This is a genomic window from Microcoleus sp. AS-A8 (assembly GCA_039962225.1).
Lineage (GTDB): Bacteria > Cyanobacteriota > Cyanobacteriia > Cyanobacteriales > Coleofasciculaceae > Allocoleopsis.
Genome location: JAMPKV010000004.1, coordinates 314,571 through 339,620, shown reverse-complemented (window position 1 = coordinate 339,620; position 25,050 = coordinate 314,571). Strand labels below are relative to the sequence as shown.

Annotated in this window: 28 protein-coding genes; 15 read left to right on the top strand and 13 right to left on the bottom strand. The window is 46.2% G+C overall.

Features of this window, described 5'->3' with window-relative positions; all coding sequences use genetic code 11:
* Positions 1–17 precede the first annotated feature (17 nt).
* A complete protein-coding gene (locus NDI48_08845) occupies positions 18–503 on the bottom strand; it encodes a glutathione peroxidase (GenBank protein MEP0831315.1) in 486 nt (161 codons plus the stop codon).
* Positions 504–786: 283 nt separating this feature from the next.
* On the opposite strand from NDI48_08845, the gene NDI48_08840 reads away from it, so the two are divergent.
* Both NDI48_08840 and NDI48_08835 read left to right on the top strand, forming a co-directional pair.
* Positions 787–999, top strand: coding sequence for an HNH endonuclease (locus NDI48_08840; protein MEP0831314.1), 213 nt, complete (start codon positions 787–789; stop codon positions 997–999).
* Positions 1,000–1,159: 160 nt separating this feature from the next.
* On the top strand, positions 1,160–1,876 hold the full coding sequence (locus tag NDI48_08835) for a TrkA family potassium uptake protein (protein ID MEP0831313.1): 717 nt from the start codon (positions 1,160–1,162) through the stop codon (positions 1,874–1,876).
* Here NDI48_08835 and NDI48_08830 read toward each other — a convergent pair.
* The gene (locus NDI48_08830; protein MEP0831312.1) at positions 1,833–3,446 is read right to left on the bottom strand and encodes a sodium:proton antiporter; all 1,614 of its coding nucleotides are present in this window, start codon (positions 3,444–3,446) and stop codon (positions 1,833–1,835) included. The genes NDI48_08835 and NDI48_08830 overlap by 44 nt on opposite strands.
* A 130-nt stretch (positions 3,447–3,576) precedes the next feature.
* Here NDI48_08830 and NDI48_08825 point away from each other — a divergent pair, with 130 nt between their 5' ends.
* The 7 genes from NDI48_08825 (at position 3,577) to NDI48_08795 (ending at position 9,944) form a co-directional block, all read left to right on the top strand.
* A complete protein-coding gene (locus tag NDI48_08825) occupies positions 3,577–4,128 on the top strand; it encodes a DUF3124 domain-containing protein (GenBank protein MEP0831311.1) in 552 nt (183 codons plus the stop codon).
* A 150-nt stretch (positions 4,129–4,278) separates the two neighbouring features.
* Complete coding sequence (locus NDI48_08820; protein MEP0831310.1) at positions 4,279–6,882, top strand: DEAD/DEAH box helicase family protein; 2,604 nt, start codon at positions 4,279–4,281, stop codon at positions 6,880–6,882.
* Between the two features lie 218 nt (positions 6,883–7,100).
* The gene (locus tag NDI48_08815; protein MEP0831309.1) at positions 7,101–7,616 is read left to right on the top strand and encodes a hypothetical protein; all 516 of its coding nucleotides are present in this window, start codon (positions 7,101–7,103) and stop codon (positions 7,614–7,616) included.
* Positions 7,617–7,656: 40 nt separating this feature from the next.
* A complete protein-coding gene (locus tag NDI48_08810; GenBank protein MEP0831308.1) occupies positions 7,657–8,106 on the top strand; it encodes a DUF421 domain-containing protein in 450 nt (149 codons plus the stop codon).
* Positions 8,107–8,410: 304 nt separating this feature from the next.
* A complete protein-coding gene (locus tag NDI48_08805) occupies positions 8,411–8,740 on the top strand; it encodes a hypothetical protein (GenBank protein ID MEP0831307.1) in 330 nt (109 codons plus the stop codon).
* Between the two features lie 160 nt (positions 8,741–8,900).
* Positions 8,901–9,089 (top strand): CsbD family protein, encoded by a 189-nt coding sequence (locus NDI48_08800; GenBank protein MEP0831306.1) that lies wholly within the window; start codon positions 8,901–8,903, stop codon positions 9,087–9,089.
* Positions 9,090–9,479: 390 nt separating this feature from the next.
* Positions 9,480–9,944: a recombination regulator RecX gene (locus tag NDI48_08795; GenBank protein ID MEP0831305.1), complete on the top strand. Its 465-nt coding sequence runs from the start codon at positions 9,480–9,482 to the stop codon at positions 9,942–9,944.
* Positions 9,945–10,022: 78 nt separating this feature from the next.
* Here NDI48_08795 and NDI48_08790 read toward each other — a convergent pair whose 3' ends face one another.
* On the bottom strand, positions 10,023–11,336 hold the full coding sequence (locus tag NDI48_08790; GenBank protein MEP0831304.1) for an aminopeptidase P N-terminal domain-containing protein: 1,314 nt from the start codon (positions 11,334–11,336) through the stop codon (positions 10,023–10,025).
* Between the two features lie 328 nt (positions 11,337–11,664).
* On the opposite strand from NDI48_08790, the gene NDI48_08785 reads away from it, so the two are divergent.
* On the top strand, positions 11,665–12,207 hold the full coding sequence (locus NDI48_08785; GenBank protein ID MEP0831303.1) for a peroxidase-related enzyme: 543 nt from the start codon (positions 11,665–11,667) through the stop codon (positions 12,205–12,207).
* A gap of 157 nt (positions 12,208–12,364) precedes the next feature.
* On the top strand, positions 12,365–13,717 hold the full coding sequence (locus tag NDI48_08780) for a GAF domain-containing protein (GenBank protein ID MEP0831302.1): 1,353 nt from the start codon (positions 12,365–12,367) through the stop codon (positions 13,715–13,717).
* Positions 13,718–13,808: 91 nt separating this feature from the next.
* On the opposite strand, the gene NDI48_08775 is transcribed toward NDI48_08780, so the two are convergent.
* The 7 genes from NDI48_08775 to NDI48_08745 form a co-directional block, all read right to left on the bottom strand.
* Positions 13,809–14,588: an MBL fold metallo-hydrolase gene (locus NDI48_08775; protein ID MEP0831301.1), complete on the bottom strand. Its 780-nt coding sequence runs from the start codon at positions 14,586–14,588 to the stop codon at positions 13,809–13,811.
* Positions 14,589–14,740: 152 nt separating this feature from the next.
* Positions 14,741–15,382 (bottom strand): aminodeoxychorismate/anthranilate synthase component II, encoded by a 642-nt coding sequence (locus NDI48_08770; GenBank protein ID MEP0831300.1) that lies wholly within the window; start codon positions 15,380–15,382, stop codon positions 14,741–14,743.
* Positions 15,383–15,457: 75 nt separating this feature from the next.
* Positions 15,458–15,973 carry a diacylglycerol kinase family protein gene (locus tag NDI48_08765; protein ID MEP0831299.1) on the bottom strand — a complete coding sequence of 172 codons (516 nt, stop codon included), beginning with the start codon at positions 15,971–15,973 and terminating at the stop codon, positions 15,458–15,460.
* A gap of 54 nt (positions 15,974–16,027) precedes the next feature.
* The gene (ybeY, locus tag NDI48_08760; GenBank protein MEP0831298.1) at positions 16,028–16,549 is read right to left on the bottom strand and encodes an rRNA maturation RNase YbeY; all 522 of its coding nucleotides are present in this window, start codon (positions 16,547–16,549) and stop codon (positions 16,028–16,030) included.
* 36 nt (positions 16,550–16,585) lie between these two features.
* On the bottom strand, positions 16,586–16,801 hold the full coding sequence (locus NDI48_08755; GenBank protein MEP0831297.1) for a DUF3285 domain-containing protein: 216 nt from the start codon (positions 16,799–16,801) through the stop codon (positions 16,586–16,588).
* 178 nt (positions 16,802–16,979) lie between these two features.
* Positions 16,980–18,087, bottom strand: a protein-coding gene (gene prfB / locus NDI48_08750) for a peptide chain release factor 2 (GenBank protein ID MEP0831296.1) whose coding sequence is annotated in 2 segments (ribosomal slippage) — positions 16,980–18,014 and positions 18,016–18,087 — 1,107 coding nt in all. Because the reading frame shifts where the segments join, the coding sequence is not laid out codon by codon here.
* Positions 18,088–18,211: 124 nt separating this feature from the next.
* On the bottom strand, positions 18,212–18,940 hold the full coding sequence (locus NDI48_08745) for a Bax inhibitor-1 family protein (protein MEP0831295.1): 729 nt from the start codon (positions 18,938–18,940) through the stop codon (positions 18,212–18,214).
* Between the two features lie 324 nt (positions 18,941–19,264).
* Between NDI48_08745 and NDI48_08740 the strand changes: the two genes are divergently transcribed.
* Positions 19,265–20,047 carry an RNA polymerase sigma factor SigF gene (locus NDI48_08740; protein MEP0831294.1) on the top strand — a complete coding sequence of 261 codons (783 nt, stop codon included), beginning with the start codon at positions 19,265–19,267 and terminating at the stop codon, positions 20,045–20,047.
* Between the two features lie 92 nt (positions 20,048–20,139).
* Here NDI48_08740 and NDI48_08735 read toward each other — a convergent pair whose 3' ends face one another.
* Together NDI48_08735 and NDI48_08730 are read right to left on the bottom strand one after the other, a co-directional pair.
* The gene (locus NDI48_08735; protein MEP0831293.1) at positions 20,140–21,630 is read right to left on the bottom strand and encodes a CIA30 family protein; all 1,491 of its coding nucleotides are present in this window, start codon (positions 21,628–21,630) and stop codon (positions 20,140–20,142) included.
* Between the two features lie 158 nt (positions 21,631–21,788).
* Entirely contained in the window at positions 21,789–22,322 is a 534-nt protein-coding gene (locus NDI48_08730; protein ID MEP0831292.1) for a GAF domain-containing protein, read from the bottom strand.
* Positions 22,323–22,777: 455 nt separating this feature from the next.
* On the opposite strand from NDI48_08730, the gene NDI48_08725 reads away from it, so the two are divergent.
* The 3 genes from NDI48_08725 (at position 22,778) to NDI48_08715 (ending at position 24,240) form a co-directional block, all read left to right on the top strand.
* A complete protein-coding gene (locus tag NDI48_08725; protein MEP0831291.1) occupies positions 22,778–23,086 on the top strand; it encodes a hypothetical protein in 309 nt (102 codons plus the stop codon).
* A 93-nt stretch (positions 23,087–23,179) separates the two neighbouring features.
* Complete coding sequence (locus NDI48_08720) at positions 23,180–24,073, top strand: alpha/beta hydrolase (GenBank protein ID MEP0831290.1); 894 nt, start codon at positions 23,180–23,182, stop codon at positions 24,071–24,073.
* Positions 24,074–24,078: 5 nt separating this feature from the next.
* Positions 24,079–24,240 carry a hypothetical protein gene (locus tag NDI48_08715; GenBank protein MEP0831289.1) on the top strand — a complete coding sequence of 54 codons (162 nt, stop codon included), beginning with the start codon at positions 24,079–24,081 and terminating at the stop codon, positions 24,238–24,240.
* 74 nt (positions 24,241–24,314) lie between these two features.
* Here the strand turns inward: NDI48_08715 and NDI48_08710 are convergent, their stop codons facing one another.
* Entirely contained in the window at positions 24,315–24,911 is a 597-nt protein-coding gene (locus NDI48_08710; protein MEP0831288.1) for a hypothetical protein, read from the bottom strand.
* Positions 24,912–25,050: the final 139 nt, after the last annotated feature.

Below are 25,050 nucleotides of genomic sequence, written 5' to 3'. Positions count from 1 at the left end.
AAGCTTGACCTCTCGTGTTATTTGGCTAATTCTGTTTCAATCGCAGCAATCAATTCTGGAGACTCTGGCGTCACACTGCTCTTAAAACGAGCGACTATCTCACCTTGCTTACTCACCAAAAATTTCTCGAAGTTCCAAGCCACGTCCCCAGATGGCTGTGCGCCTTGGGTCAGTCGAGCATAAAGAGGGTGTTGCTCAGAACCCTTGGCATGGACTTTATCCAATAATTCAAAGCTGACGCCGTAGGAAGTGGAACAGAATTGGGCAATTTCCGCATTACTTCCGGGTTCCTGCGCTCCAAAATCATTGCAGGGAAACCCCAAAATGCGTAACCCCGCGTCTTGATACTTTTGATTTAACTTTTCTAATCCCGCGTACTGGGACGTGTAGCCACAGTAGGAAGCAACGTTAACGATTAAGAGAACCTTTCCTGCATATTCTGATAGTGGCTTTTCCTTTGCGTCCATCGTCTTCACGACAATGTCAGACACTGTGCTGCTCATCTTGATCGGATTCCTGAGAGAGTGTGAATGATTGCTGATCGGGTATTCCAGACAGGGGTGGGCTTACCCTTGAAGTTATTAATCTTACCCTTAATTCGTCCCCTTGGGGTTTGTGATTCGACTCTGGAATCCTCTTATAGCAAAAGGCAGAGGGCAGAAGGCAGAAGGCAGAAGGCAGAAGAGAAAAGCTTAACGGGTCAAGGTTTCAGTATTTGGCTTTGTCCTAATCACCTTGGCGACTGCTATAGAATGATGGTTAAGGTTTTCCAAAGGAGCGGTTGAGTTGCGGCGACGGTGCTTCACAAAGACTCAAAAACTTCTGATTTTGCGGCGTGCCGGTTACCAGTGCCAACTGTGTGGCACACCTTTAGCGGCAGAAAATTTCGAGGCTGACCACAAAATCCCCTTTTCCCAAGGGGGCGCAACCGAAGTTTGGAATGCTTTGGCGCTATGTGCCAACTGCAACAGACGCAAATCCGACCAATTGATTGACTGAGGTGCGGCTGTTTGAGGACAATGCTCGTGAACTGCTCGTGAACTTAGACACGAGGCTAGGTTGTGGGGGTGCTGCACCGAGCCGATGTTAAGCGCCGCATCAAGGGTAGACCAGTTTTGTAGAGAACTGGGTAGTTTCGTTCTTAGAGTGAGAGTCAGCGATGTATGTCTTAATTGGTGGAGCAGGAATGATGGGGCTTGGCTTGGCCCAGCAGTTATTAAAACTCGGTCATACGGTTGCCATCATCGACACCGATCCGCTTGCCTGTCGCTTTGCGCGTGAAAAGATTGGGGTGATGGCATTTGAGGGCAGTGCCGTCAGCACAACTGTTCTTCTCGAAGCGGGAATCAAACAAGCAAACGCAGTCGTTGCTGCACTTAGGGATGATGCGTTGAATTTAGCGCTGATCACCCTATCCAGGAGCTATGGCATTTCGCATATTGTGGTGCGGATGCGCGATCGCGAATTTCTCGAAGCCTACCGACTGGCTCAAGCTAGCCACATTATCAGCACCATTGATTTGGCAATCGCAACAATGGCGAATGCGATCGAATACCCCCAAGTCGAGTCGATGATGCACTTTGAACAAGGGCAAGTCGAGGTGTTAAAGTTGCCCGTTCCAGGCGATTGTTATGTAGCCGGTCGAACCGTTGCCCAAATTGCTCAAGACCCTCGATTCCCAACCAGTTCGCTGATCATTGGTTACCAATGTCATTCCTGCGCTAATTTGGAGATTCCCAACGGCAATACTGTCCTCGAAGCAGGCTCTACCATTCTGGTCGTCACCCGTCCTGAGCTAGTCCACGCCATGATTGATTATCTCGGCATTCACGCTAGTCATCTTCCAACCGTAGAAGTTTCTCATCCAAATCTTTGATGTAGGGTTGCACTAAATCTTCTGGAACAATTCGTTTACGGAGGGCATTGCTAACTGCTCCCTTTTCCGCCAGAAGCAATCGCCGTCGAATCGCATCTAGCCCACTACTATCGCTCTTCAAATGACCTGCCCGATGTTGATTGTAGAGATCGCGCAACACCCGCTCAGATTCGGCTACTCGTGCCTGGTACGATGCCCACAATTCCTCGTAAACGGCCTTCGGCAATACGCCTGATTTGAGCAAATTATCTAGCTCATCTTGAGCGGCTTTGGAGGCAATCAACTGAATCTGCAACTGTCCCGCTTCCTGCATCACATCAGAAGCACGACTAATCTGCAAGCGTTTGACCAGCCAGGGTAAGCTTAATCCCTGTCCAACCAGCGAGAATAAAACGGCACCAAAAACCAGCGCAATAATATTGTCCCGTCCTGGCAATGTGAGCGGAATACTCAGCGCCAGTGCCATCGAGAGCGAGCCTTTAATGTTTCCTAGAAACAGAACATGCTGCCAGCGAAGAGGAATCGGACGATCGAACCACCGCAGCCCTGCTAACAACAGATAGACCGAGAGAATCCGTCCTAGTTGATACGCCAAAATGACGAACAGAATAGATGGCAAAATTCTCCACAGTGTCACTGGGTTAATCTCAATGCCGATGAGCAGGAAAATAAACGTATTAACCCCAAAACCGGCGTATTCCCAAAAGCTCAACAAGTTAATTCGATCCGAGGCAGACGGACTGCGAGAAAGTCCAAGATTGCCAAAAATCAGTCCGGCGATCACCACAGCAACTGCACCGGATACTCCTAGAAATTGCCCGATTTGGAAAGTTCCTAACGCTAGGGCAACGGTTAGTAAGAGACTACTCAAGGGGTCATTTAATCGAACAAATATTGGCAGGCTCAAGTAGCCTAAGATGCCTCCCACAAGTCCTCCACCTAAGGCGACTACGAGCAGTTCCTTCACTCCTTCCACAGCGCTGAGAGAACCTGTGGCATAAATGACTAGAATCAAATTGAATGAGACTAGAGCCGCCGCATCATTGAATAGGGTTTCTCCTTCTACAATGGTGCTCAATCGCGAAGGTACGCGAATTTCCTTAAAGACCGCGATCATCGAAACGGTATCGGTATTTGCCAGAATGACTCCAATCAGCAACGCGGGAATCCAGGGTAGCCCTAGCCCAAATTTAACCAGAACCGCAATAATTGCCGAGGAAAAAACAGAGCCTGGACCCGCTAAAAGTGCGATCGGCTTAAAGGTGCTGCGGAGGCGGCTGATATCTGTATTGATCGCGGCTTCAAAAATTAGAATGGGTAGGAAAAGATTTAAGACTAAAGACGGGTCTAATCCAATTCGACGCGACAAAACCTCCGTAATCGGTAAACCTGCCAGCACCAAACCCGTAACATAGGGAATTCGCAACCGCTGAGTGATGAGCGCAACTGCTGTTGCAATCATCAGCAAAATAATTAGGATAATGACCAGCTCAGGAATGCTTCCTGCTGTTTGGCTATCTGTAGCAGGATTGCTGCCCAAGGGAGTTTGTTGCGCTACAATCCACTCCATAACCGATACTCCTCCCATAAACTCGCTTTCCTCAAAGAAATTGAGAGATTAGCTACGTTTGAGTTTACAGGAGCCAGTTCCCTCTACTGAAGGTGTAACCGCAATGTGTGGTCTGTTCAGATAAATGCCGATGAAGCTGAAACAGCATCTCTGGGTTTTTTGGGCGATTTTTGCGATCGCCCTTGCCTCCTGTTCGGCCCAAACTACCTCACAAAGGCAACAACCTGATACAAAGCGTGAAACTTCACTCAGAGCAGTCACCTTAGATAAGACAAAAGTTGTGATGGGACAAACTGTATACGTCCCGGTTTACTCGCAGATTTATCACCACAATAGCCAGAATCATGCCATGAATTTGTCAGCCACGCTCAGTATCCGAAATACGGATTTGGCAAATTCGATTATCATCACTTCCGTGCGTTACTACGATACCGATGGGCAATTGATTAGGGAGGATATTAAGAGTCCAGTAGAACTAAAGCCGCTTGCTTCCACAGACTTCTTTATTGCAGCAGATGATACCAGTGGAGGGTCCGGTGCAAACTTTATTGTGGAGTGGGTTGCACTAAAAACGGTTTATGAGCCTGTGATTGAAGCCGTCATGATTAGCACGTCGTCTAATCAGGGCATTTCGTTTGTCAGTCCTGCTAAAGTTCTCAAGCAGCACGGTGTGCAGAAGTGATGTTAGGAGCTTGGATTAATACATTTGTTCTAGTATTTAGGAGTAAAATCTTGAATTAAGGTCAGATGCGATCGCGTAGAGGCAGGGTCAACCCACGCGAATTTAGCTGAAACAGAACATTTGTTCTAATTTAACACTGTCAAGCTATCGATGATGCCAGATTCTGACAACTACTTCCTCCAGTATCATTCGCTTGTCCTGAACCGCCTCCTCCAAGGGCAGACAGGACTCTATCCCCATCAGCAAGCAGCGCTGTTAGCCATTTATCAGAAAGCTTGTCGGGGGGAGATGGATGCATCACCGCGAGAGGCGGCGTTGATTCTGGCGGGAGTGGGTACGGGAAAAACGCTGATTCAATCCGTTACGCCTTTTATCCTTGCGCCTTGGATGAAAGGGAGAACGGCGTTATTTTTGTCAGATAATTGTACGCTTCGTGCCCGATTTTTAAAGGATTTTCCTACCGATTATAAGCACCGTCCACGCTACGATGAATGGCTGCTATATCGCCTCAAGATTTTACCGCCAGGAGTGCCACCGCCCAAGATTGTCGAGTTAGATGCTAGCGATTTCAACAGTTATGCCTATTGCTTAAATGAGGCAAATATGCTTGTTAGTAATCGGCAGTTTTTGGTCAATCTCGTCAGTCGAGGAGATATTGAACCCGGTTCAGTTGGAGTGATCATTACCGATGAAGCGCATTTCTCGGCAGCGATGAGCTATCGCACGATTAGTAATTATTTGGATCAGTCGCTGCTCGCTTATTTTACCGGGTCAAAATTCCGTTCTGACTCTCAACCCCTTCCTCATGTTCGCTATACCCAGGTGGAAGAGGAAGATGCGTTGGGGCGAAGTGTCCTCAAATATGCCCCTGTTGCCGATTACGAGTTTACCCTTCAAGATGCTTGGAAGCTCACCCCCCCGCCGATTAAAAAGTTGATGTATAAGGAAGCGACTTCGACCGCATTTCTGATTGAGGAGAATGGGGAAGAAGTTGAATATAACTTTGAGGAATTTTTAAATAAAGCCGAGACAGATAAGCAGTGGTTTCGTCAGATTTTATTTGCTGATTCTTTCTCAATGCCGGTGTTAGAAATGGCAGTAGAGATTTTAGTCAGGAAGCGCGAACACACGGGGCAACCTCATGCCATGCTGGTGCGGGCGCTGAATATTCCCCATACCCATCGAGTCGCCAAGTTATTAGAAGAGAACTTTCCCATTTTGCAGGGAAGAGTTGGCGTGATTCATTCTGAACATGAGTCTTACGACTTAGCCGGTCGTCCGAGTTCAATTTTGTCGCGTTTTTATAGCGGTGACTATTGGGTGATTGTGCATTGCGGGTTAGTGGGGGTAGGGTTTGACCATCAATGGATTTCAGTTTCCTGCTGTTTATGTATTCTCAAAAGCATGTCCCCTGCGGAACAGGAATGGGGGAGGGCGTTGCGACGAGTACCGGGGGAACCACCGGGGTATTTTCCGCAATTAACGCATCCCAATTGGGGCGTTGTTGTCACTCATTCGGCATTAGGACTGAGGGAGTTATTTGAGAAGTTTCAGTTAGGAGTAACTTCGGATGTGATTCGAGATGAAGTGGTGCGGGAACGGGTGCGTCCTCTCCTCACAACGGAGTATGAAGCGGGTGAAACCCTTCTCCATTTAAGTGATACTTCAACTGTTAAACCGGGGGATATGTTGCAGGTGCGTGTGCCAGTGGTGGCGAGGGAAGAGGTTTCATCGAAGTTTTCGTTAGTTGAAGAACTTCGTTCTACAGGAAGTTTGTCGGAAGAGGTGAAGGGGAAGAGTCCCCTTGTGTCGGAGTCGGGGGGGAGTTATTGTGTGGATGACTTAACCCGTCTTTCACCCCCCCAACCCCCCCTTATTAAGGGGGGGCTAGAAACAGAGGAGTCGAGCTCCCCTCTGGTGCAAGGAGAGGGGTTGGGGGAGAGGTCAACGCCTTGGCAGCAAGAAGCGGATGCAATTAGTGAAAAATTGACCCAAATTAGAAGCATCAGAACTTACGAAATTCAGGTAGAAGCAGTTCTGGATGATGGGACGGTGCAAATTACTCCCGCTTGGAGTGATTTTCCTAGGGGCGTAGGGGTGGATGTTAGTAAATCCAGGGAACCTAGAGAGGAAAGAACTGCCCATTTTCTCTCCCACATTGGGTTAGATTGGCAGGTTTTGGTGGGTGAGGAGCTAATTTCTTACCGAGACTATTCGCGGCGAGTGGTACTGCAAAAACGCGGATTCGATTTGGATGATCAGGGTGAAATTGTTGTTGGGGGTGTACGGCTCAAGGATACGATGCCCCAAGCGGCTTATGAGCTGTTTCTGAAAGGATTAGAGACGGAGTTAGCTTCGGAAGTGGTAGAGGTGCCTCACCCGGAGGCTGTTGCTCGTCCCGATAAGGCGAAGATGGAAACTCAAGCTCGTTATGGCGCACAGGTACGAAGTTTCATCAACGATTTGTTTAAAACGAAGAATCTGATTCCAGATGGGACGAATGGTTGCTCATTGGTGGAACGTCCAACAAAGTTGCTGGTTGAGGCAATAGAGCGAGTTCACGCTAGGGGTGAGGAGCCGAATTTTAAGAATAATTCAGCGTTGATTCATTCAGCAGTTTTTGGGTTTATTAAGGAGAAGACGGGGAGAAGTTGGTCGGAGCATAGTTCGGAGCAACAGTACCAAGAAGCACTAAAACTTGCTCGTCAGTTTTTGTTGCGACTCTCAGAACAGTTGCAATGGCGGCGGCGTTAAATGGCTCAATTGAGGAATAAGAGTGCCACTTCCTAGCATACCCAATCAATTGTTGTTGTATACCTTTTTACAAACACAATTAACATTAATTCATTCTTTCGGTAAAAGGTAGTTTAATCCGTTGGTAGAAAATGTGGGAAACAGTAGCAGTTACTTTGTTTAATAGAACAGCAGCTCGAATGCAAGGGACTGAGTTGACGTAAGCGAAGGTAACAAAGGTGACGAAAATTAAGCAGGTGAATGGTGATATTCACCTCATCCAGGATCTTGACTACCAGCGTCGCTCATGGAAAGTGCAGCGAGTCGGTTGGGTAGCGATGGGGCTAGTGGCACTAGCGGCACTTCTAGGGCTGTTTGGCTCTGGACCACTGAGTAGCGCAACTACAGGCGGGAAGGGCGATCCGTTACAACTGGAATACAAGCGCTTTGGACGCTTTGAAGCATCGACAAGGCTGCGGATTCACATCAAACCAGGTGTTGAGCGGGAAGGTCAAGTTCGTGTCTGGCTGAACCGCAATTACGTAGAAGGGGTTCAGATTCAGGAGGTCATCCCAGAGCCAGAGCGGGTTGAGGCTGAACCCGATCGGCTAACCTATGTCTTCCATACAGCCAAACTCAACCAACCGACAGCGGTTACATTTTACCTACAGACACAACAAGTTGGCCTGCTATCCGGTCAAGTGGGATTGGCAGAGAAACAGCCGCTTAACTTTAGTCAGTTTATCTACCCTTAGCAGCGATAGTGGTGTTGCTACCTAGCGTGAGGAGGTCACAATGGATGCCGTTCTACGAGCTTCTGCTATTTATTTCTTCTTGTTGTTAATCTTCCGCCTGAGTGGAAAGCGTTCCATCGCCCAGATCACAACCTTTGACTTGATACTGCTGCTGATTATAAGTGAGGCGACTCAGCAAGCACTATTGGGTCAGGATTTTTCGCTGACCAATGCTTTCTTGGTCATCGTGACGTTGGTTGGAATCGATATTGGTCTGTCCCTATTGAAGCAGCGATCGCAGAGAATTGAGAAGATTCTGGAAGATGAACCTCTGATCATTGTTGAGGAGGGGCGACCGCTATTGAATCGCATGAAAAAGGTGCGAGTGGACGAGGCGGATGTCCTGATAGCCGCACGCATTTTGCAAGGGTTGGAGCGGATGGATCAGATCAAGTACGCGGTGCTAGAGCGCAATGGCGGCATCTCGATCATTCCGAAGCAGGAAAGCTAAGTCTGACCGTCGCTGCGCTTCAATTATCTCGGCTCAATCCCAACTTTAGGCAGAGGATTACCAAAACGCGGCAGCGAGTCGAATGCTTCCGACGCAATGATGAAGGGCTGTGGGTTTCAACTGGATAGCTAGGGGAAATGCATGAAGCGTTAGCTATCCCACAGGGAATCGCCTACAAGCTTGACTCGAAAAGTGCGATCGCATCTGACACCAACTAGAAGTGCGATCGCCGCTAACACTAAATCAAGATAGTACACTCAGGGTATACCAGCCGTGTGAAAACTCGTGTACTTCTCCTATCTCAATGAATACTTTTGAAATTCGACAGCAAATCACCCAATCCCTGGAGAATATCACCCCGGAGTCTCTAGCTTTAGTTGCTGACTTCATAGAATCTCTGCAATACAAACAACATCAGGCAACGACAGAAACTAAAACCGACTCATCAGAAACATCGCCTGTTAAAACTACAGATACTCCTACTTTATCAGGCACTACTCTTGATGACCTTTTAAAGTTTGCAGGCACTTGGGAAGGCGATGATATTAGAGAATGCTTGCAACTGGTTCATGAAACTCGTGCACCACTGGAGTTCACTTCTCCGCCTTACTCCCTCCAGCCTTTGGCTTATTGATTGAAGAGGGTATAAAACCTCTCTTTAGACAGATGTATAAATTTAATTTATCTGATATAGTATGAAAGCTGAAACCCAGAATTGGGTAGCCAATCTCCCAACAGGGTGTGCCTTGGAAGAAAGGCAAATTTTTAGTATTTCCACAGGAAAGGAGTTCAACATGAGTCTTGAAAAGCGCGTGGAAGCAATTGCCAAAAACTTGGAAGGGAAAGTCCAAGAAACTGTTGGAGAGTTGACAGGCAACGAAAGACAAAAAAGAGAAGGCCAAATGAAGCAGGTGCAAGCTTCAGCCATGAATGCCAGAGAAGACCTTAAAGATAAGGCCAAGAAAATAATCGACAAAGCTTAAAACTCCAAGGCTGGGATGATTGCCTAAACGATAAAGCATTAACCCATGCATAAAAGTAGTCAACACCAGACTCATGGGTAAAGCAAGAGTCCTCAAGAACATCAAGCTACTTATTCTTCATCAACCTAGCGACAGAACCCAGTCTTGGATGGCTGGGTTTTCGCTTTCTATAGCAAAAGGCAAAAGGCAGAGGGCAGTTCGCGCAGCGTTCTCCGCAAGAGTAGGCAGAAGGGATGCATATTAATGGGTCAAGGCTTCACGATTTGGCGAGAGTCCGAATTGCCTTGGCGACTGCTATATTGTCTCAATTTATAAAAAAGTTAGCTCTGAGTGTTTTTATTAAAATTGTAATAACATAGGTTTTTTCTGGATTATAAACTCTTAAAATAAATGACTTGCTTAGATTATTTCTACCAACTCTTATCTCGCCGAGATTACAGCGCTTATGAACTCACTAAGAAAGGCAAGGAAAAGGGATTTGAACAAGATGAAATCGCTGAAGCAATTCAGGAACTTCAGAGTAAAGATTATCAATCTGATACTCGCATAGTCGAAAGTATGATTACTTCTTATCACGGCAAATATGGAAAATCTGTGATTAAGCGCAAATGCCGTGAAAAGGGAATTAATGCCGATGTATTTGAGGAAATCTGGGAGTCACAAATTGATGAAGAGCAAACCGGAGAACTGGATGATTTAAAGGCTAAAGTGATGCGAAAGTACAAAATTGATGACTTCCGAGCCATCGAGGCGAAAACCAAAGCAAAGTTATGGAACTATCTTCAGTACAGAGGGTTTAATCCTAGTGAAGTGTTAACTCAGTGGCAGAGGGAACAAGAAGAAGTGATTGAGTAAAGAGAACGGAACCTTCCTTCTTCTGCCTTCTGCCTTCCTTCTTCTGCCTTCTGCCTTCTTCACGCACCCTTTTCCCTCTTACCGTTCCATATCCTCAATGGATTTTGGTACTGCTGCCGTCAGCACCTCATGTCCCGACTCGGTGACTAAAACATCATCCTCAATCCGAATCCCTATGCCGCGCCAACGGTGATCAATTTCTGGTTGCCCTTCCGCCGGTTTAGCGTCAAGACCAATATACAGTCCCGGTTCCACTGTTACTACATGACCCGGTTGTAATGTTTGCCAATTTTCGCCATGCTTATAAACACCGGCGTCGTGAACATCTAACCCCAGCCAGTGTCCGGTACGGTGCATGTAGAACGGTTTGTACTTCTCTTCTTTGATGATTTCTTCAATATCCCCCGCGAGCAGTCCCAAATCCATCAACCCTTCGACTAATACCCGCACGGCGGTATCATGAAATGAATTGTAGGGGTTTCCGGGTTGCACTTGCGCGATCGCTTCCAACTGCGCCTCCAAAACCAGCTCATACAGAATTCCTTGCTCTTGGGTAAAGCTGTTACCTACCGGAAAGGTACGAGTAATATCCGCGTTGTAGTACCCATAGGAACAACCCGCATCAATCAGCAGTAAGTCATTATCTTGCATCTGCCGATTATTCTCGATGTAGTGCAAAATACAGCTATTAATCCCCGACGCCACAATCGAGGGATAGGCTGGCCCCAAGGCACCCCGCAAGCGAAAAATGTGTTCTAACTCAGCCTGGACTTCATACTCATAGCGTCCGGGTTGGGTAAACTTCCGTGCGTGGTTGTGGGCTTCAACGGAAATTTCCACCGCTTTTCGCATCATCTCCAACTCCGTTGGGCTTTTGATTAAGCGCATGGCATGGAGAATGGGATGGGTGGATTCAATCGCAATCGGGCCTGTGCCACGCTTGGGATACGTTGCCATCAACCGTTGCCAGTGGGTGATAATACAATCGTTGAACTGGCGATCGCGCCCTAAGTGATAATAAATGCGATCGGCCTTTTCTAAATACTTTGGTAACTTTTCACCCAGTTCCGCGATGGGATACGCCTCATCTGCACCGTATTTTTCCTTAGCGGCGTCCACCCCCGTCCGATAACCTGTCCAGACTTCTTTGTCCCATTCTTTAGGTTGAACAAATAGAATATATCGATGTTCTTCATGATGCGGCGCGAGTACTGCTACCGCTTCGGGTTCATTGAACCCTGTTAAATAAAAGAAGTCGCTGTCTTGTCGATAAGCATACTCTACATCATTGTGCATCACCGCAACCGGGGCACTGCGAAAAATGGCGGTACCATTGCCAATCTTCGCCATCAACTGTTCGCGACGTTCTGTGTACTCGGTTTGCGGAATCATATCTGTTTTTGTTTTCTCTAACTTGCGAGGATCTAAAGCTTATCTTGTGATTTTAACGACTTAAGTCAATTCACTGGACAAAGGTCTGCCAGAGTTATTATTTTGATGCTTTAGGGGGTTGCATTTTTCAGGTCAGTTTGGTTTTCGCCACCAGGGTGCGTTACCAGGTATTTTACTCAAACCCTACAGGCATTCTACTGAAAGTTCATAGATTTAGAACTTCTATCACTCCTGAGTGAGGGGCATATCTGCCGAAATCAGGTGTGATCTACCCACATCCATTCGCACAATAAATTTGTATCCACATTTATTAGCACAGGAAGTAGACATGGCACATTTTCCGATCGAAGACTATGAACATGTAACTGATCCAAAGGTCAAGGCTGTCTATGAGGAAATTCGCACAGAGTTAGGATTTGGTATGGTTCCAAATTTGTTCAAATCGATGGCGAGCAATCCTGACTTTTTAGAAGCCAGTTGGAAAAAATTTCGCTCAATCATCCTTCAGGGAGATGTGCCACGCACGATTAAGGAAATGATTGGTGTAGCAATTTCCCAAGCGAATCAGAGTCAGTATGCTCTCCAAGTTCACCTGCATGGATTATCCGCCCTGGGGATTAGTGAAGAAGTGCTTCAGATGCTGGTTGCGGATTTTGACAACTGCCCACTGCCGGAACGAGAAAAAGCAGTGATTCGCTTTGGGCTACTTGCGGCTACTAAACCCCAGCATTTAACGGATGCCCATTACCAGCAGTTGGAAGAGTTGGGACTAGACTCAGCAGAAATCTTTGAACTGATTACGACGGCGAATTTATTTACAGAAGTTAATCAATACACGGATGCGATCGCATTAGAAATTGATCAATTGTAAATTGCTCAGTTGTAAATGCCTCCGTCCTGGCTCGGCTCAATAGTATGAATAGAGTAACGTGAAACTCCATCCTACAATTCTTCACTAACTTTGCTCCCTATTATTTGTTTGAATCAAGTTTCGACGCTGAAAATAGGGACTTTTTGGATGTTTTTAGATGAGTTCTAACCCTTTTTCAATTAATAGCAAAAGTTTAGAAGCTCAGGATCGGGAGCAACTCATCGAGACAACCCGACACCTCATCACTGAGGTTCAAGCCCTATCGGTACGCATTGCGGCGGTGAATGAAATTGCTAATGCGATTAACCGCTCCCTCAATTTAAATGAAATTTTGCGAATCGTCGGCAAGCAAGCCAAATGGTTGCTTGACTTCAAACACTGTAGTGTTTGTCTCCAGAACTATGACAGTTCTTTCCGCCTGATCAAGCTATTTGGTCCTGAAATAGAATATAACGCCTGTGATTTCCTAGAAGAAAAACCAATTGGTCGTGCCTTGAGAACGGGACAGCCTCAGCTCAACCCTCAAGATTATATCAAAACATTTCTAGCTGCTTATCCTTCGCAGATTATTATTCCTTTGGAAAGCGAAAATCAGATTCTGGGTTCACTTAACTTTGCCACCACACTTGCAAACGCCTACACTCAAGAAGATTTACGTATTGTTCACTTACTGGCTGTACAAGTTGCAACAGCCATCCGAAATGCCAAGCGCTTTGAGGATATGAATCGACTGCTGGAGGAGATGAATAAACTGTATTCTGAATTAGAACAAGAAAGGCGCAAATCTGACCAACTGCTTTTGAATACTCTTCCCCAAAAGATTGCTGAGGAACTCAAACAAACGGGTAAAGTCAAACCGGTTCATTATGAGTCTGCTTCTATTTTATTTACGGATTTCAAAGACTTCACTCGACTCGCGGAACAACTCACTCCTGAAGCGTTAGTGAGTGAACTGGATTATTGCTTTTCATTCTTTGATATGGTGGCTGAAACCCACAAGTTGGAAAAATTAAAAACGATCGGTGATAGTTATATGTGTGTTGGCGGAATTCCCACTCCTAGCTCTACTCATGCTCTTGATGCTGTCCTCGCCGCTTTACAAATTAAAGCTTTTATGGGTTGGCGGAGATATGAAAAAATGCAAAAGCAGCAACCTTTTTGGGAAATTCGCTTGGGAATTCATTCTGGGCCCTTACTCGCTGGTGTGATTGGCAAGAAAAAATTTTCTTATGACGTTTGGGGAGACACGGTGAATATAGCCGCCCGATTGGAATCATCAAGCCTTCCGGGTTGTATTAATATCTCTAAGCCAACTTATGATCTGGTGAAAGATTTTTTTGATTGTGATTATCGGGGAAAAATTGCTGCTAAAAATAAGGGAAATATTGATATGTATTTTGTGAATGGAATTAAAAAACATTTGGCTCTCGATCCATTAGGTTTATTACCCAATGATGAATTTAATGCGCTTTATTCAGAAAAATATCAAATATTGCATTCTTCTCGGTAATTGAGAGGGGGCAACCACAGAGGGATTGCCCCTACCATTAATCGAACCAACGCTCTAGCGTAGTACAGCGTGACGCTTCGTGCGGATTAAGCTAAAAGTTGTAACTCAGCAATTGAACCACTGAGCCGTTCTCCGGCAAATCCGATGACTTAAGCGCGATCGCATTGCTGTTGGCGCGACGTACTGTCATCCCATCCATCAACGTTAAGAACTCATCCACCGCAACAATCTCACAATTTGAGGCATCAGCCGCCTGGGTACGGTAGTGAGTCGGAATCACCATTTTGGGATTGAGTGCACTCACAGCCTGCTTGGCTTCTTCAGGATTATAAGCTTTGGAGCCACCGCCGACTGGAATTAGCACCAGATCAGGACGCCCAATCAGAATTTTCTGCTCCAGATCAATGGGTGCAGCGGCTCCTCCTAAATGCAGAATCTTGATACCGCCTTGATTCCATAGCCAAGCGACATTGTTGCCAAATCGGCGTCCACCCTCGCGATCATGAGCGATACTAATTCCCTGTAATTGTATGCCGCTCACCTTATAAGCACCGGGTTCATAGAGGATTTGAGGATCTCCTGGTAGTCCCTCGATTTCTCCTTCATCCAGCAACTGGCTACTGATCAGGACTAAATCAGCGGCTACTTTCGGTGGGCGATACCCAGCGGTGCAGCCTATCGGCCGAAAGGGATTGACTAAAATTCGCAACCCATTTCCACTAAATAAAAAGCAGGTATGCCCTAGCCATTGCACTGAAAGCCCACCACTGGGTTTTTGTGCCAAAGATGGGCTAAATTCAGAAGCTATGACTGTGCCCATCGTCGTAAGCAAACCTGCACCCGCGTAGCGCATTAACTGTCGCCGTTTCATATTTTCTAGAACTCATTCCCCTGTGATAATACTGACGTTGAAGAGGACTTTAAGCGTCAAGAATGAAGTATAAAGTATGAATGTTAAACTACCGCTTCACTTCATTAAAAAATGAGACGGGGCATTCAATAACCCTATTCATATTTCATAACTTACACGGGGCTAGGTCCCACTTCTTGAACACACTGCATACTTTTTTGTGACGTCGGCAGTGATTCTAGAAAGTTTTGTAACAATTGCTTGCCAGAAGCGGTCAAAATACTCTCTGGATGAAATTGGACGCCTTCAACGTGGGGATAGTTCCGGTGTCTGACCCCCATAATAGTGCCATCATCAACCCAAGCCGTGATTTCCAAGATATCTGGACAGCTTTGGCGCTCAATCACTAAACTATGATACCGAGTTGCCATGAAGGGATAAGCTAATCCTCGGAAAACCCCAACACCTGTGTGATAGATCTCAGAGGTCTTGCCATGCATCAGCACGGGGGCTGAGACAATATTTCCGCCAAAGACCTGTCCAATACTTTGATGACCCAAGCAAACCCCAAGAATTGGCAGCGTCGAACCAAGCTGACGAATTACATCTAAAGAGATTCCAGCATCTTCAGGACGCCCCGGCCCCGGAGAAATCACAACTCCATCCGGCTGGAGTGCTTCGATTTGCTTGAGGTCGATTTTGTCATTGCGGTAGACCTGAATTTCAGATGCCACAGGCAATTGTGCACCGAGTTCTCCCAGGTACTGCACCAGGTTGTAAGTAAAACTATCGTAGTTGTCAATAACAATGATCAAAAAGCCTACTCCTTCGAGCCGAGCAATGATAACCCTTAATTATACCTTAAATGGAGAGTCCTCGTCATTGTATAACTAAAACAAAACTGATTGAATCCGAGTTAATAGCGGTGGCAGAATCAGCACTAGACCGACCAATAAGGATGCGATCGCCGAGACAAGAACAGCACCGGCTGCACAGTCTTTGGCAATTTTGGCAAGGTCATGGTAAGACTGTTTAACGGTTAAGTCAACCACCGACTCAATCGCCGTATTTAACAACTCCATCACCATTACCAGACCACTGGTCAGAGAAATTACGGCAATTTCCACAGAACTTAACTGTAAAAAAACACCCAAGCCAATGGCCAGGGTGCACATAATCGTATGAATACGAAAGTTTCGTTGGGTAATAAAGGCATAGCGGACTCCAGTCCAGGCATATTTAAAACTAAGGAATAAAGTCGGGGCAATCTGCCAAGCGAAGTCTCTGTTTCGGTTAACAACTGGATCGGACTGGTTTGGCTTGGGCATCGACAGGTCTGAAGGTATAGACAGGGAGTGCGATGTAAGGTATTCGGAAGTAGAAGATTGAGCCTTTTGTGACACCATTGACTTTAAATTCCATCGGGAAGGGACACTGATAAACGGTAGATATCACCATCGCTAAAGAGTTAGCTCCACGGTCTGAAGTAAGATTTCCTGCTGATTCAGCATTTCTTTTAAACTTTCTTCATCGGGATGATCCCAGCCCAAAAGATGGAGTAAACCGTGAGTAGCTAACCAGGCTAGTTCTGTTTTTAAGGAATGCCCTTGTTGTTGAGCCTGCCGCTCAGCCGTTTCGACAGAGATCACGAGATCACCGAGATATAAAGGGAAAGACAACGGCATGGAAGTCGGCAACTGAGGAGAGTTTACCTCCAAAGCGGCAAAAGCGAGTACATCGGTAGGTTGATTTTTATGACGATACTGGGCATTGAGTGACTGAATCTCTGTATCGTCTGTGAGACGAAGCGTTAGTTCGTAGCCGTCAGCCGCAGGAAGATCGGATTGTAGGGTGTCTAACCATCGATCAAACCAACGTTCCCAGGTTTGGGTGGAAATTGGGCAGGATAAGGAGTCAGCCTCGGTAGCGGTTGGCTCAGAGGCTGTGGAAAAATAATCCTGCACATTCACTTCGACTTCCACTTGAGTCCTGTCTCCTAAGGTCTTGTTGCTAGAGGTTTAACGGGTGAGATAAGCAAGACCAACCATTACAGTTAAAAGACCTACAGTAGTCAGGAAGAAATGCTGTAGGGACTTTCCTCGCTTACGTACCATATTACGCATGGCGAGCTTGACGTAACTGGGTTTAGGTTCAGTTGAGGCGGCTCCTGCCACCGTTGTCTCCTCAAGAGGACTCTGTTGTTGGTCAGTGGTTGGTGAAGATGGCTGGCTCATAAAAAACAATATGTTTAGTTGTAAGGGTTTTTTATGTTTCTAATGTAACAGTTTGCTTTACAATTGCAGCTCAATTATAGGCAGACCAACCGCATTCTGCAAAGGTCAAGCGATTTGGAATTTTGGATGTACCACAGCCACAAGCTGGAACCTGAGTGAGGATGTGGCTGGGAAAATTTTAGATGAGCTGATTTTCCTGACGCAGGTAGGCTTCAATAAAGGGGTCGAGGTCGCCGTTCATCACATCGCTGACGGCCGTTGTTTCCACATTCGTGCGTAAGTCTTTGACCATTTGATAAGGATGGAAGACGTAATTGCGAATTTGGTTACCCCAAGCCGCTTCTACCATGTCGCCTCGAATTTCAGCAACTTCTTTAGCGCGTTGCTCTTGAGCAATAATCAGCAGCTTAGCTTTAAGAATCGCGAGGGCTTTTTCCTTATTTTGCAGTTGACTACGCTCCTCTGTACAGCGCACCGCCACCCCAGTGGGAATATGCCGAATCCGCACGGCTGTTTCCACCTTGTTGACGTTTTGCCCACCCTTGCCGCCTGCACGGGAGGTTGTGATTTCTAAATCTTTGTCTGGAATGTCCAGCTCAACTGAATTATCAATCATCGGCATGATTTCCACCCCAGCAAAACTGGTTTGACGCTTGCCGTTGGCATTGAAAGGCGAGATTCGCACGAGTCTATGGGTTCCTTTCTCGGCTTTCAGATAGCCATAAGCATGACGCCCATCAATTTCTAATGTGGCGGACTTAATCCCCGCTTCATCCCCTTCCGAGTTTTCCGCCAGGTGGACTTTGTAGCCGCGCTTCTCGGCCCAACGGGTGTACATGCGTAGGAGCATTTCTGCCCAATCTTGGGCATCTGTACCCCCAGCTCCCGCATTGATGGTGAGGACGGCTCCTTTGGCGTCGTAGAGGCCAGAGAGGAGCTGTTCTAACTCCCAACGGTCAAGCTCGTGGCTGAGCTGATTCAGGTTGGTTTGAGCTTCTGTGAGCAGAGCGGTGTCAGCTTCTAGTTCTAGCAGTTCCAAAACGGCTTTGGCGTCTTCCAGCTTGGCTTGCCACTGATTGTACTGCTCTATGTTGAATTTGAGGTCATTGAGTTGTTGCAGCGTTTGCTGAGCGGCATTTTGATCATCCCAAAAATCGGGTTGAGCCGCTAGTTGCTCTAAGTCTTGAATTTTGGCGTTGAGAGCGGCAACGTCAAAGATAGTCCTGGGTTTTACCCAGGCGGTGCGACAACGTTTCGACTTCGCGTTTAATGTCTGATGCGTCCATAATAATTGCAGTCCTTCGCGACCACTTGAGGGTTGCATTGTCGATTGTAACTAGAGTTTGTCCCGTAAAACAAAAGTAGGGGTACGGCAGTCCGTACCCCCACAACTGGGTTGATGGAACTGGGTTAATCCCGACTGTTAATGGCGATGAGCAGCCGCAAAATGAAGATGAACAAGTTGATGTAAGTTAGGTACATCGAGAGTGCGGCAGGCAAATACTCCTCGTCACGGTAGGAGCGAGGCAGGATGTAGAAATCCACGACAGCGGCACCGACAAACAGCAAGACTCCAACGCCAGAAATCCCAATTTCTAACCAAGAGGGAGTGTAGATGCCAAAGAAGGACAAGAGTACCTGAGCGACGACCACAACAACTAGGGCAATAATGCCAAGTTGTACTGTTTTGGTTAACGCCATGCCGTCTTCATCAGACAAATTGGAGCCAATCTGTCTAGCACCAATAAAGGTGACTCCACAGCTCAATGCCGCAAAGCCAATCCCGGCTAAACCCACACCTGGTGTTCTCAGAGCCAGGAATACCAGACCACTGAGGGTATAGCCAGACAGCAGACTGTAAGTCGCCAACAGGGGCAGCGCAACGCCATTGTTCCCTTTTCGGGCAACGCCACTCGCGACGAAGAAAAGAGCGATTTCAACAATAAAGGCAACCCAGAAGGTGGTCATGAATAGTCCTGGGTTGGAACGGAGAACACTCAGACCTCCGTAGGTGCCGAGTGCCGTTAAGACAAGTCCGCCACCGACGAAGGGCAGAGCGTTGGCTATCACGTTAGGGCCAACTAACGATTGACCTTTAGCTTCGCGAATCGCCTGACGAAAGTTACTGGTGTTACTCATGAGAATTCCTCGGAACGTTACCGATGATTTACAAACAGTAATTGTTATTTGCTTCTATTGTGACTGACAACCGCAGACCTTAGCAGAGAAAAGAACAGACCCGCTTTAGCACCTTGGTTTGAAGCCCGATTGGGTGTCTTCTGAATCAGTCAGGGAGGGTGAAATCTGCGTATTTATGCGGAGACGTCAAAAAATTCACAGTTTTTATTTCCGTAAAACAACGATGGTGTAATCCTTTGGCTCTACAGACAATGAGTTCAAGATGGCTTGGTAAAACCAAGTCGGCTTGAGGAGAGAGGTTTCCACTGCTGGAATTTTTGGATTATGGCAACTCAGTCTGTAGGTTTTCAGGGCATGGAACTTTTGATTGCCTACCATCGCAATCCTTCTATAAAAGTTCGCAATCAGCTAGTACAGCTTAATGCAGGGCTGGTGAGACAGATTGCTTATCGAATCAGTCGGCAGTGTCGCGAATCTTATGAGGATTTGCAACAAATTGGCTTTATTGGCTTGATTCGCGCCATCGAACGATTCAACCCTTATCAAGGCTGTGCCTTCAGTTCGTTTGCTATGCCCTACATTCGCGGTGAGATGCTACATTTCATCCGTGATAAGGGTACTCTTGTCAAGATTCCTCGCCGCTGGCAGGAAATTCAGCGGGAAGGCCGAAGAGTCACGAAAGAATTAACCATTACTCTAGGACGACTCCCCAAAGATACCGAAATTGCTCAAGCTCTACACATATCTCTCAAAGAGTGGATAGAGAGTAAGCTCGCGACTCAAAATTGCTTTCCTTTAAGCTTGGATGCGACGGTAGGCCATACAATGGATAGCCCAACGACTTTTGGAGAGACGCTAACCGATCCCCAAGAGGAAGCTTGGCAGCATCGAGAAGAAGAGCGACAACAGCTACAAGGAGCCATCGGTCAGCTAGACCAAAAAACACAGGCCGCCCTTGAATTTGTGTTTTTCCACGATTTATCTCGTCAGGAAGTGGCGAAAAAGATTGGTGTCAGTCCCATCACAGTATCCCGATACGTACAACGGGGAGTTAATGAGTTAGTTTCCCTGTTGCAGCCTCATACCTCTGAGCGTCTTGCGAGTTAGGGTTTGAAGGTTGAAGGTTGAAAGTTAAAAGTTGAAAGTTGAAAGTTAGGGGTTTTGAAGATAACCTTTCACTTGCAACGATATAGGTGTAATCATGTATCACAACTCTCTGGTTTGAGACTGGAGAACAGACTGTCCCAGTTGTGGGAACTATTAAAACTCTCTACTTCTTTCACTTCAAAAGTGACGTTGCAAGCTTTCGGTTGCTCTAAGACCTGAAGACAAAGTCCAGCAATATCTTCGCGACTCACTTTACCCCGAATATTGTCGCCTTGCTCGAACACTAATCCTTTTCCTCCTGGTTCTTCCGTTAAGGCACAGGGTCTAATGATGGTGTAAGTTACTCCACTCTCGCGTACAGCATCTTCACCCCTAAGCTTCCAGGTGAGGATTCCTCCGAGTTGGTCGTTCATCCGCACCGCTGGGGGTTCTTCCTCTAAATTGATCCCCGGACGCCCTGGACGGGTTACCCCAGCAGAGCTAATCATGATGAACTGTGGCTTAGTCGCCCCCCCATAGGCTTTGATGCTTTCTACTTGCAAGGCAAAACCACCCGGTGCAAATTTTGGATTCAGTCCCCCATCGTACTCAAACTTACTGAGCATCAGTTGCACGGCATAGACTTGGCTGGAATCGAAGGCGGGAGCATCTTGCAATGTTTTGGCACGAAAGACGGGAATCAACGCCTCAAAGGGAACGCGAACATCAATCCACTGGTTGCTCTCGGTATCGAAAGAATAACAATAGGAAATACCATCCCATTTAGCATCTGATCTGAGGATGAACTTATAACGCTGTCCATCTCCTTTGACTCGCAATTCGATGCCTTCGTACTGCGTCAAATTTAGGGGTGAGTCAAAATTACGTGTGCGAACGGAAGCAAATCCCCCAGAGTTGGCTGTTGAGACGTTACCACTGAATAGAGCGGCTTGCTCAATCAGTCGCATCGAACTCTCACTCACTCCACCCATCACCACATCATCGACAGCTCCCCAAGTTTCTTTTAATTGGTCTGTGGGATTTTTAAAATCAAACAGTAGTGTTGACGCTGCTTTTGGCAGACTTCTCGCGGCGGCTTGCACGAGGTTCTGGATACCCTGATAGTCCACGATTTCCGGGCTATCCACAACTTCTGGCATATAGAATTTGATGCCTTGATAGTATTTAGCACGGTCAGGGGTGTCCCCTTCAACAGGTTGCACCCGGACACCCGTGCAACACACAACAGCAGAAACATTGTTCATCAGTTGAGGAGTGAGTGTGTCTGGGAGGGTGATATCTGCCTCGAACAGTTCTACTTTCTCGCCGAGTATCTCCCGCGCTCTCTCAGCATCCCGAACTAGCGCCCGCACCGGATAATCATGCTCAATTAGACGACGCACGACTCGCTTCCCGACGCCACCTGTTGCCCCAGCTACGAGTATCACTCCCATTGTTTGACTTCCGCCCTGAGTTTCTGTTTTGTTTTTGGCACGATTTGTAAATAGCCGCTTTAGGCAGCTCAGAAAAGGAATAACCTCAAAGTAGGTCAGTGTTTCTAAAAATCTGCCAGCATCCCATGGGGAGCGATTTTGATTTGTCACAATCGCCTCTTTAGCGTTTTCTTCAGTGTATCGAATTGGAAGTGAGTGGGTAGGATGGGGTTTGACCGTTAACGTCCAAAAGCATCATGATTCATTGAGTTGATGCTTGTGGCTATTTCAATGAGCTAACCTTTACCCTATTTATGCGATTTCATCTGTTAAGGACAATTTGCTTTTACATAGGTGATGGCAAAGGGTGTAATCTGTTTCTCTACTTGAGTAATCACGAAGCGATCAAATTCAGTCCATACTCTAGGCTGCTCGAAAAGACAGGGTTGCAAAATTCCCCATAAAAGGCTGTCCTGGCACAGGTGGGAATGAATTAAGGCTCTGTGTCCAAAGCTTTTTCGCTCGAAATCTCGGTTGACTACCTCTGGATTAGCCGTCTCGACATCTTCCACAAAAATCGACGGCTTGGTACGTAAGGCGGCAGCAAACAGTGGATCTTCGTCGGGCAACGATTCTGGTTCTGCTTTCCAGTCTGAGTCAGTGACATCGGGGTAGCGATCGCTGCGAAGCCAACAATAATCGATTTTACCTATTTTAGTGTGTGGATTACGTAGGTAAAGAAAGCAGCGGTGGCACTGCAACACTTCGCCTAAAGCTGGCAGCAAAGCGGAAAAGACCGCATCTGGCTCACGGTCGGTTGCTAAAATTTGTTCTAAGATATCGGGTAGACTTAGGTTATTCATGAGCTTGTTAACACCTTGTTAACACTTAGAGTTGTGCGATCATAATTCAATCGCCTACACAAAATCCTGTTGGTTTTGTTCAAAATCTAAATCGATTATAAAGATTTGAAACTAACACCTGACAGGGTTGTTCTGTTATGTATGTTAACCAAATAATAGCCGTGTGGCTCAAAATAGTTCTTTAGGCGGAGTTTAATCCCTATTAAAGATATTTATGTTTTTAATACAAAGCATCTACTTCAAGTCAAGCCATTGATTAAGCTCTTGCTGTTTTGCTTGATTTAGGATAAGCAAAATCAATGAATCATAGCAGGGCTAGCTCAACTATTAATGAGTTAAACGCTCACGTGCAGTCTAAGTTATTGCACTTATCGCGCTCATCAGTAAGACTAGTAGTAACAGAAGGGTTTTCAAAGAAAATTAACGTCTTGAATCAGGGTAAGGAAAACATGAATATGGACTTTAAAGATTTAGAAATTGTTGCTGAGCAAGATATGGGATTGATGTTGGCTGAGATACCAGCGGAAAGGACATCCCAGTATCAGGATGCCATCCCTGAAGAAGTTCTCGATTTGCTGGAAGAAGCTATAGAAACCTACGATATTGTCGAACCGACACTTCCCCAACGCTTGCGGAAGATAGCCCGAAAAGAAATTGATTTTTTAATTTCGCTCTATCACGACAAAATCAAGCAAGCTCCATCTCTACAGAACTCGCAGACCCCTCAGAAGATTCTTCAGCGATTATCGTGTAATCTATCTTAAAATCTATGTAATGAAAGCGACTTTTTCCTAGTAATAGGAAAGTAGCAATAACTGACCCCTTAAAATCTCCTTGAGGCTTCGAGCCTGATATTGATGTTCCAGTTTCAACCCCCTGGATTTGGGCTAAACGTCGTTGATACCTCCTTGGGTGCAATGGTTTACTATACTCCCGTTGCATCCCCTTGGAAGGTAGATAGCCCAGAAGAGAAAAATTTACCTCCACTCATTTTCCTGCATAATTTTGGTGGTGGGGCTTCCGCTTACGAGTGGTCTAAAGTGTATCCCGCTTTTGCGACTACGTACCGGGTCATTGCTCCTGATTTAATTGGCTGGGGGCAATCAGCTCACCCCATCCGAGATTATCAAGTGAGTGACTATTTGACGACACTGGCGGAGTTTCTCTCCCAGGTGAGTGACTCCCCAGTACCTGTTGTAGCCTCTTCTCTAACAGGTGCTTTGGTGATTCGCCTTGCCATTGAACGTCCGGAATTGTTCAAGGCGCTGTTTCTAGTTTGTCCATCGGGATTTGCTGACTTTGGGCAAGATGCTGGGCGTAGATTGCCACTGAATGTAATTAGAATACCCCTGTTAAACAACCTGATTTATAGTCTGGGGGCGACGAATGAAGCAGCTGTGAGTAACTTTCTGGTGCAGTTTCTGTTTGCCAAGCCAGAACGAGTATCCCAGGAAATGGTAGAGGCTTATTTAGCCTCTGCCCAGCAACCCAATGGGGAATACGCTGCGTTAGCTTTTTTGAGGGGTGACTTATACTTTGATTTGTCCCTTTATATCCCGCAACTAACAGTGCCGACTGTCATATTTTGGGGAGAAGAAGCTCAATTTACTCGCCAAGATTTGGGGCAGCGTTTGGCAGGTTTGAACCCGGAAATGATTCGAGGATTTGAGGTGATTCCAGAAACTGGCGTATTGCCGCATCTGGAGCAGCCGGAGGTGATGATTGGATTATTGCAGCGCTATTTATTTTAAGTCGAATGTCACTGAAAGTAGGAATACCCTTCAGAAGTTTTAGTGCTGCTGGTTGGGTTGCACTAGGGGGTATTGCTTCACATGCGATCGCTACAGTTAATATTTCCTTCTTATTTGCTTTGGGGTCTAAATTAGTAGCAGGTACAGCAAAAACAGCCCCAACATAGCTTTTAAGTGGTTCTTTAACATCCGAACAGAAAGGGCTGAAGCATTCCTTCACACCCTCTTTGCAACCATTTTGTCATTTCGCTTTACCTTTCCAACAAATCGGCCCGTGGTAACCTTTAGGACATCCAAGATATTCCCCATTTTCCGTTGCTACAAGAGGAGGAGGTAGGGTAGTGGGTTCATCACTTTCGCAACTATCTGCTACGGTAAGTAATTCACCAGTATGTACGTTGCCTACAACCGTTCCCACAATTCCGATGTAACTTGTGAGTTGAGGTTTCTTAGCTTGGGCGATGTTCATCACATAATTACGACGAGGTAATAATTTGCCATTTAATCGTTGAAAGGAGCCGTTTTGAGAAACCAACTGAATTCGGTAGCTATAATTGGTTGTCTCTGTCTTAATTCCTAGTCTCAATTGAGCAAAATCAGTAGTAAAATTTTGATGCTCTAAAAAGTAGGATTGCTGTGCTCGGTTCATTGCACCAATATTATGTCTAGCTTCTGATTCCTTGGCTTTATGAATCTGACTGAACATACCAGGCAAAACAATGGCTGCTAAAATCCCAAAAATGATAATGACATAAAGTAAATCAACCCAACTAAATCCTTGATTCTCATTTTTATTTAAGAGATATTGCAGGTACTTAGCTTTGAATTTGACTTTCATTGTCGGCTCCTTTCCTATATGTCAGTTGACTGAAACGCTCTGTTGCTAATTGACGAGAGAGCGAGCCTCATTTAATCATGGAGGAATCAATCACGCCCGGAAATTAATTTCCGGGCTTATAGATAAAGTCCATTTAAAT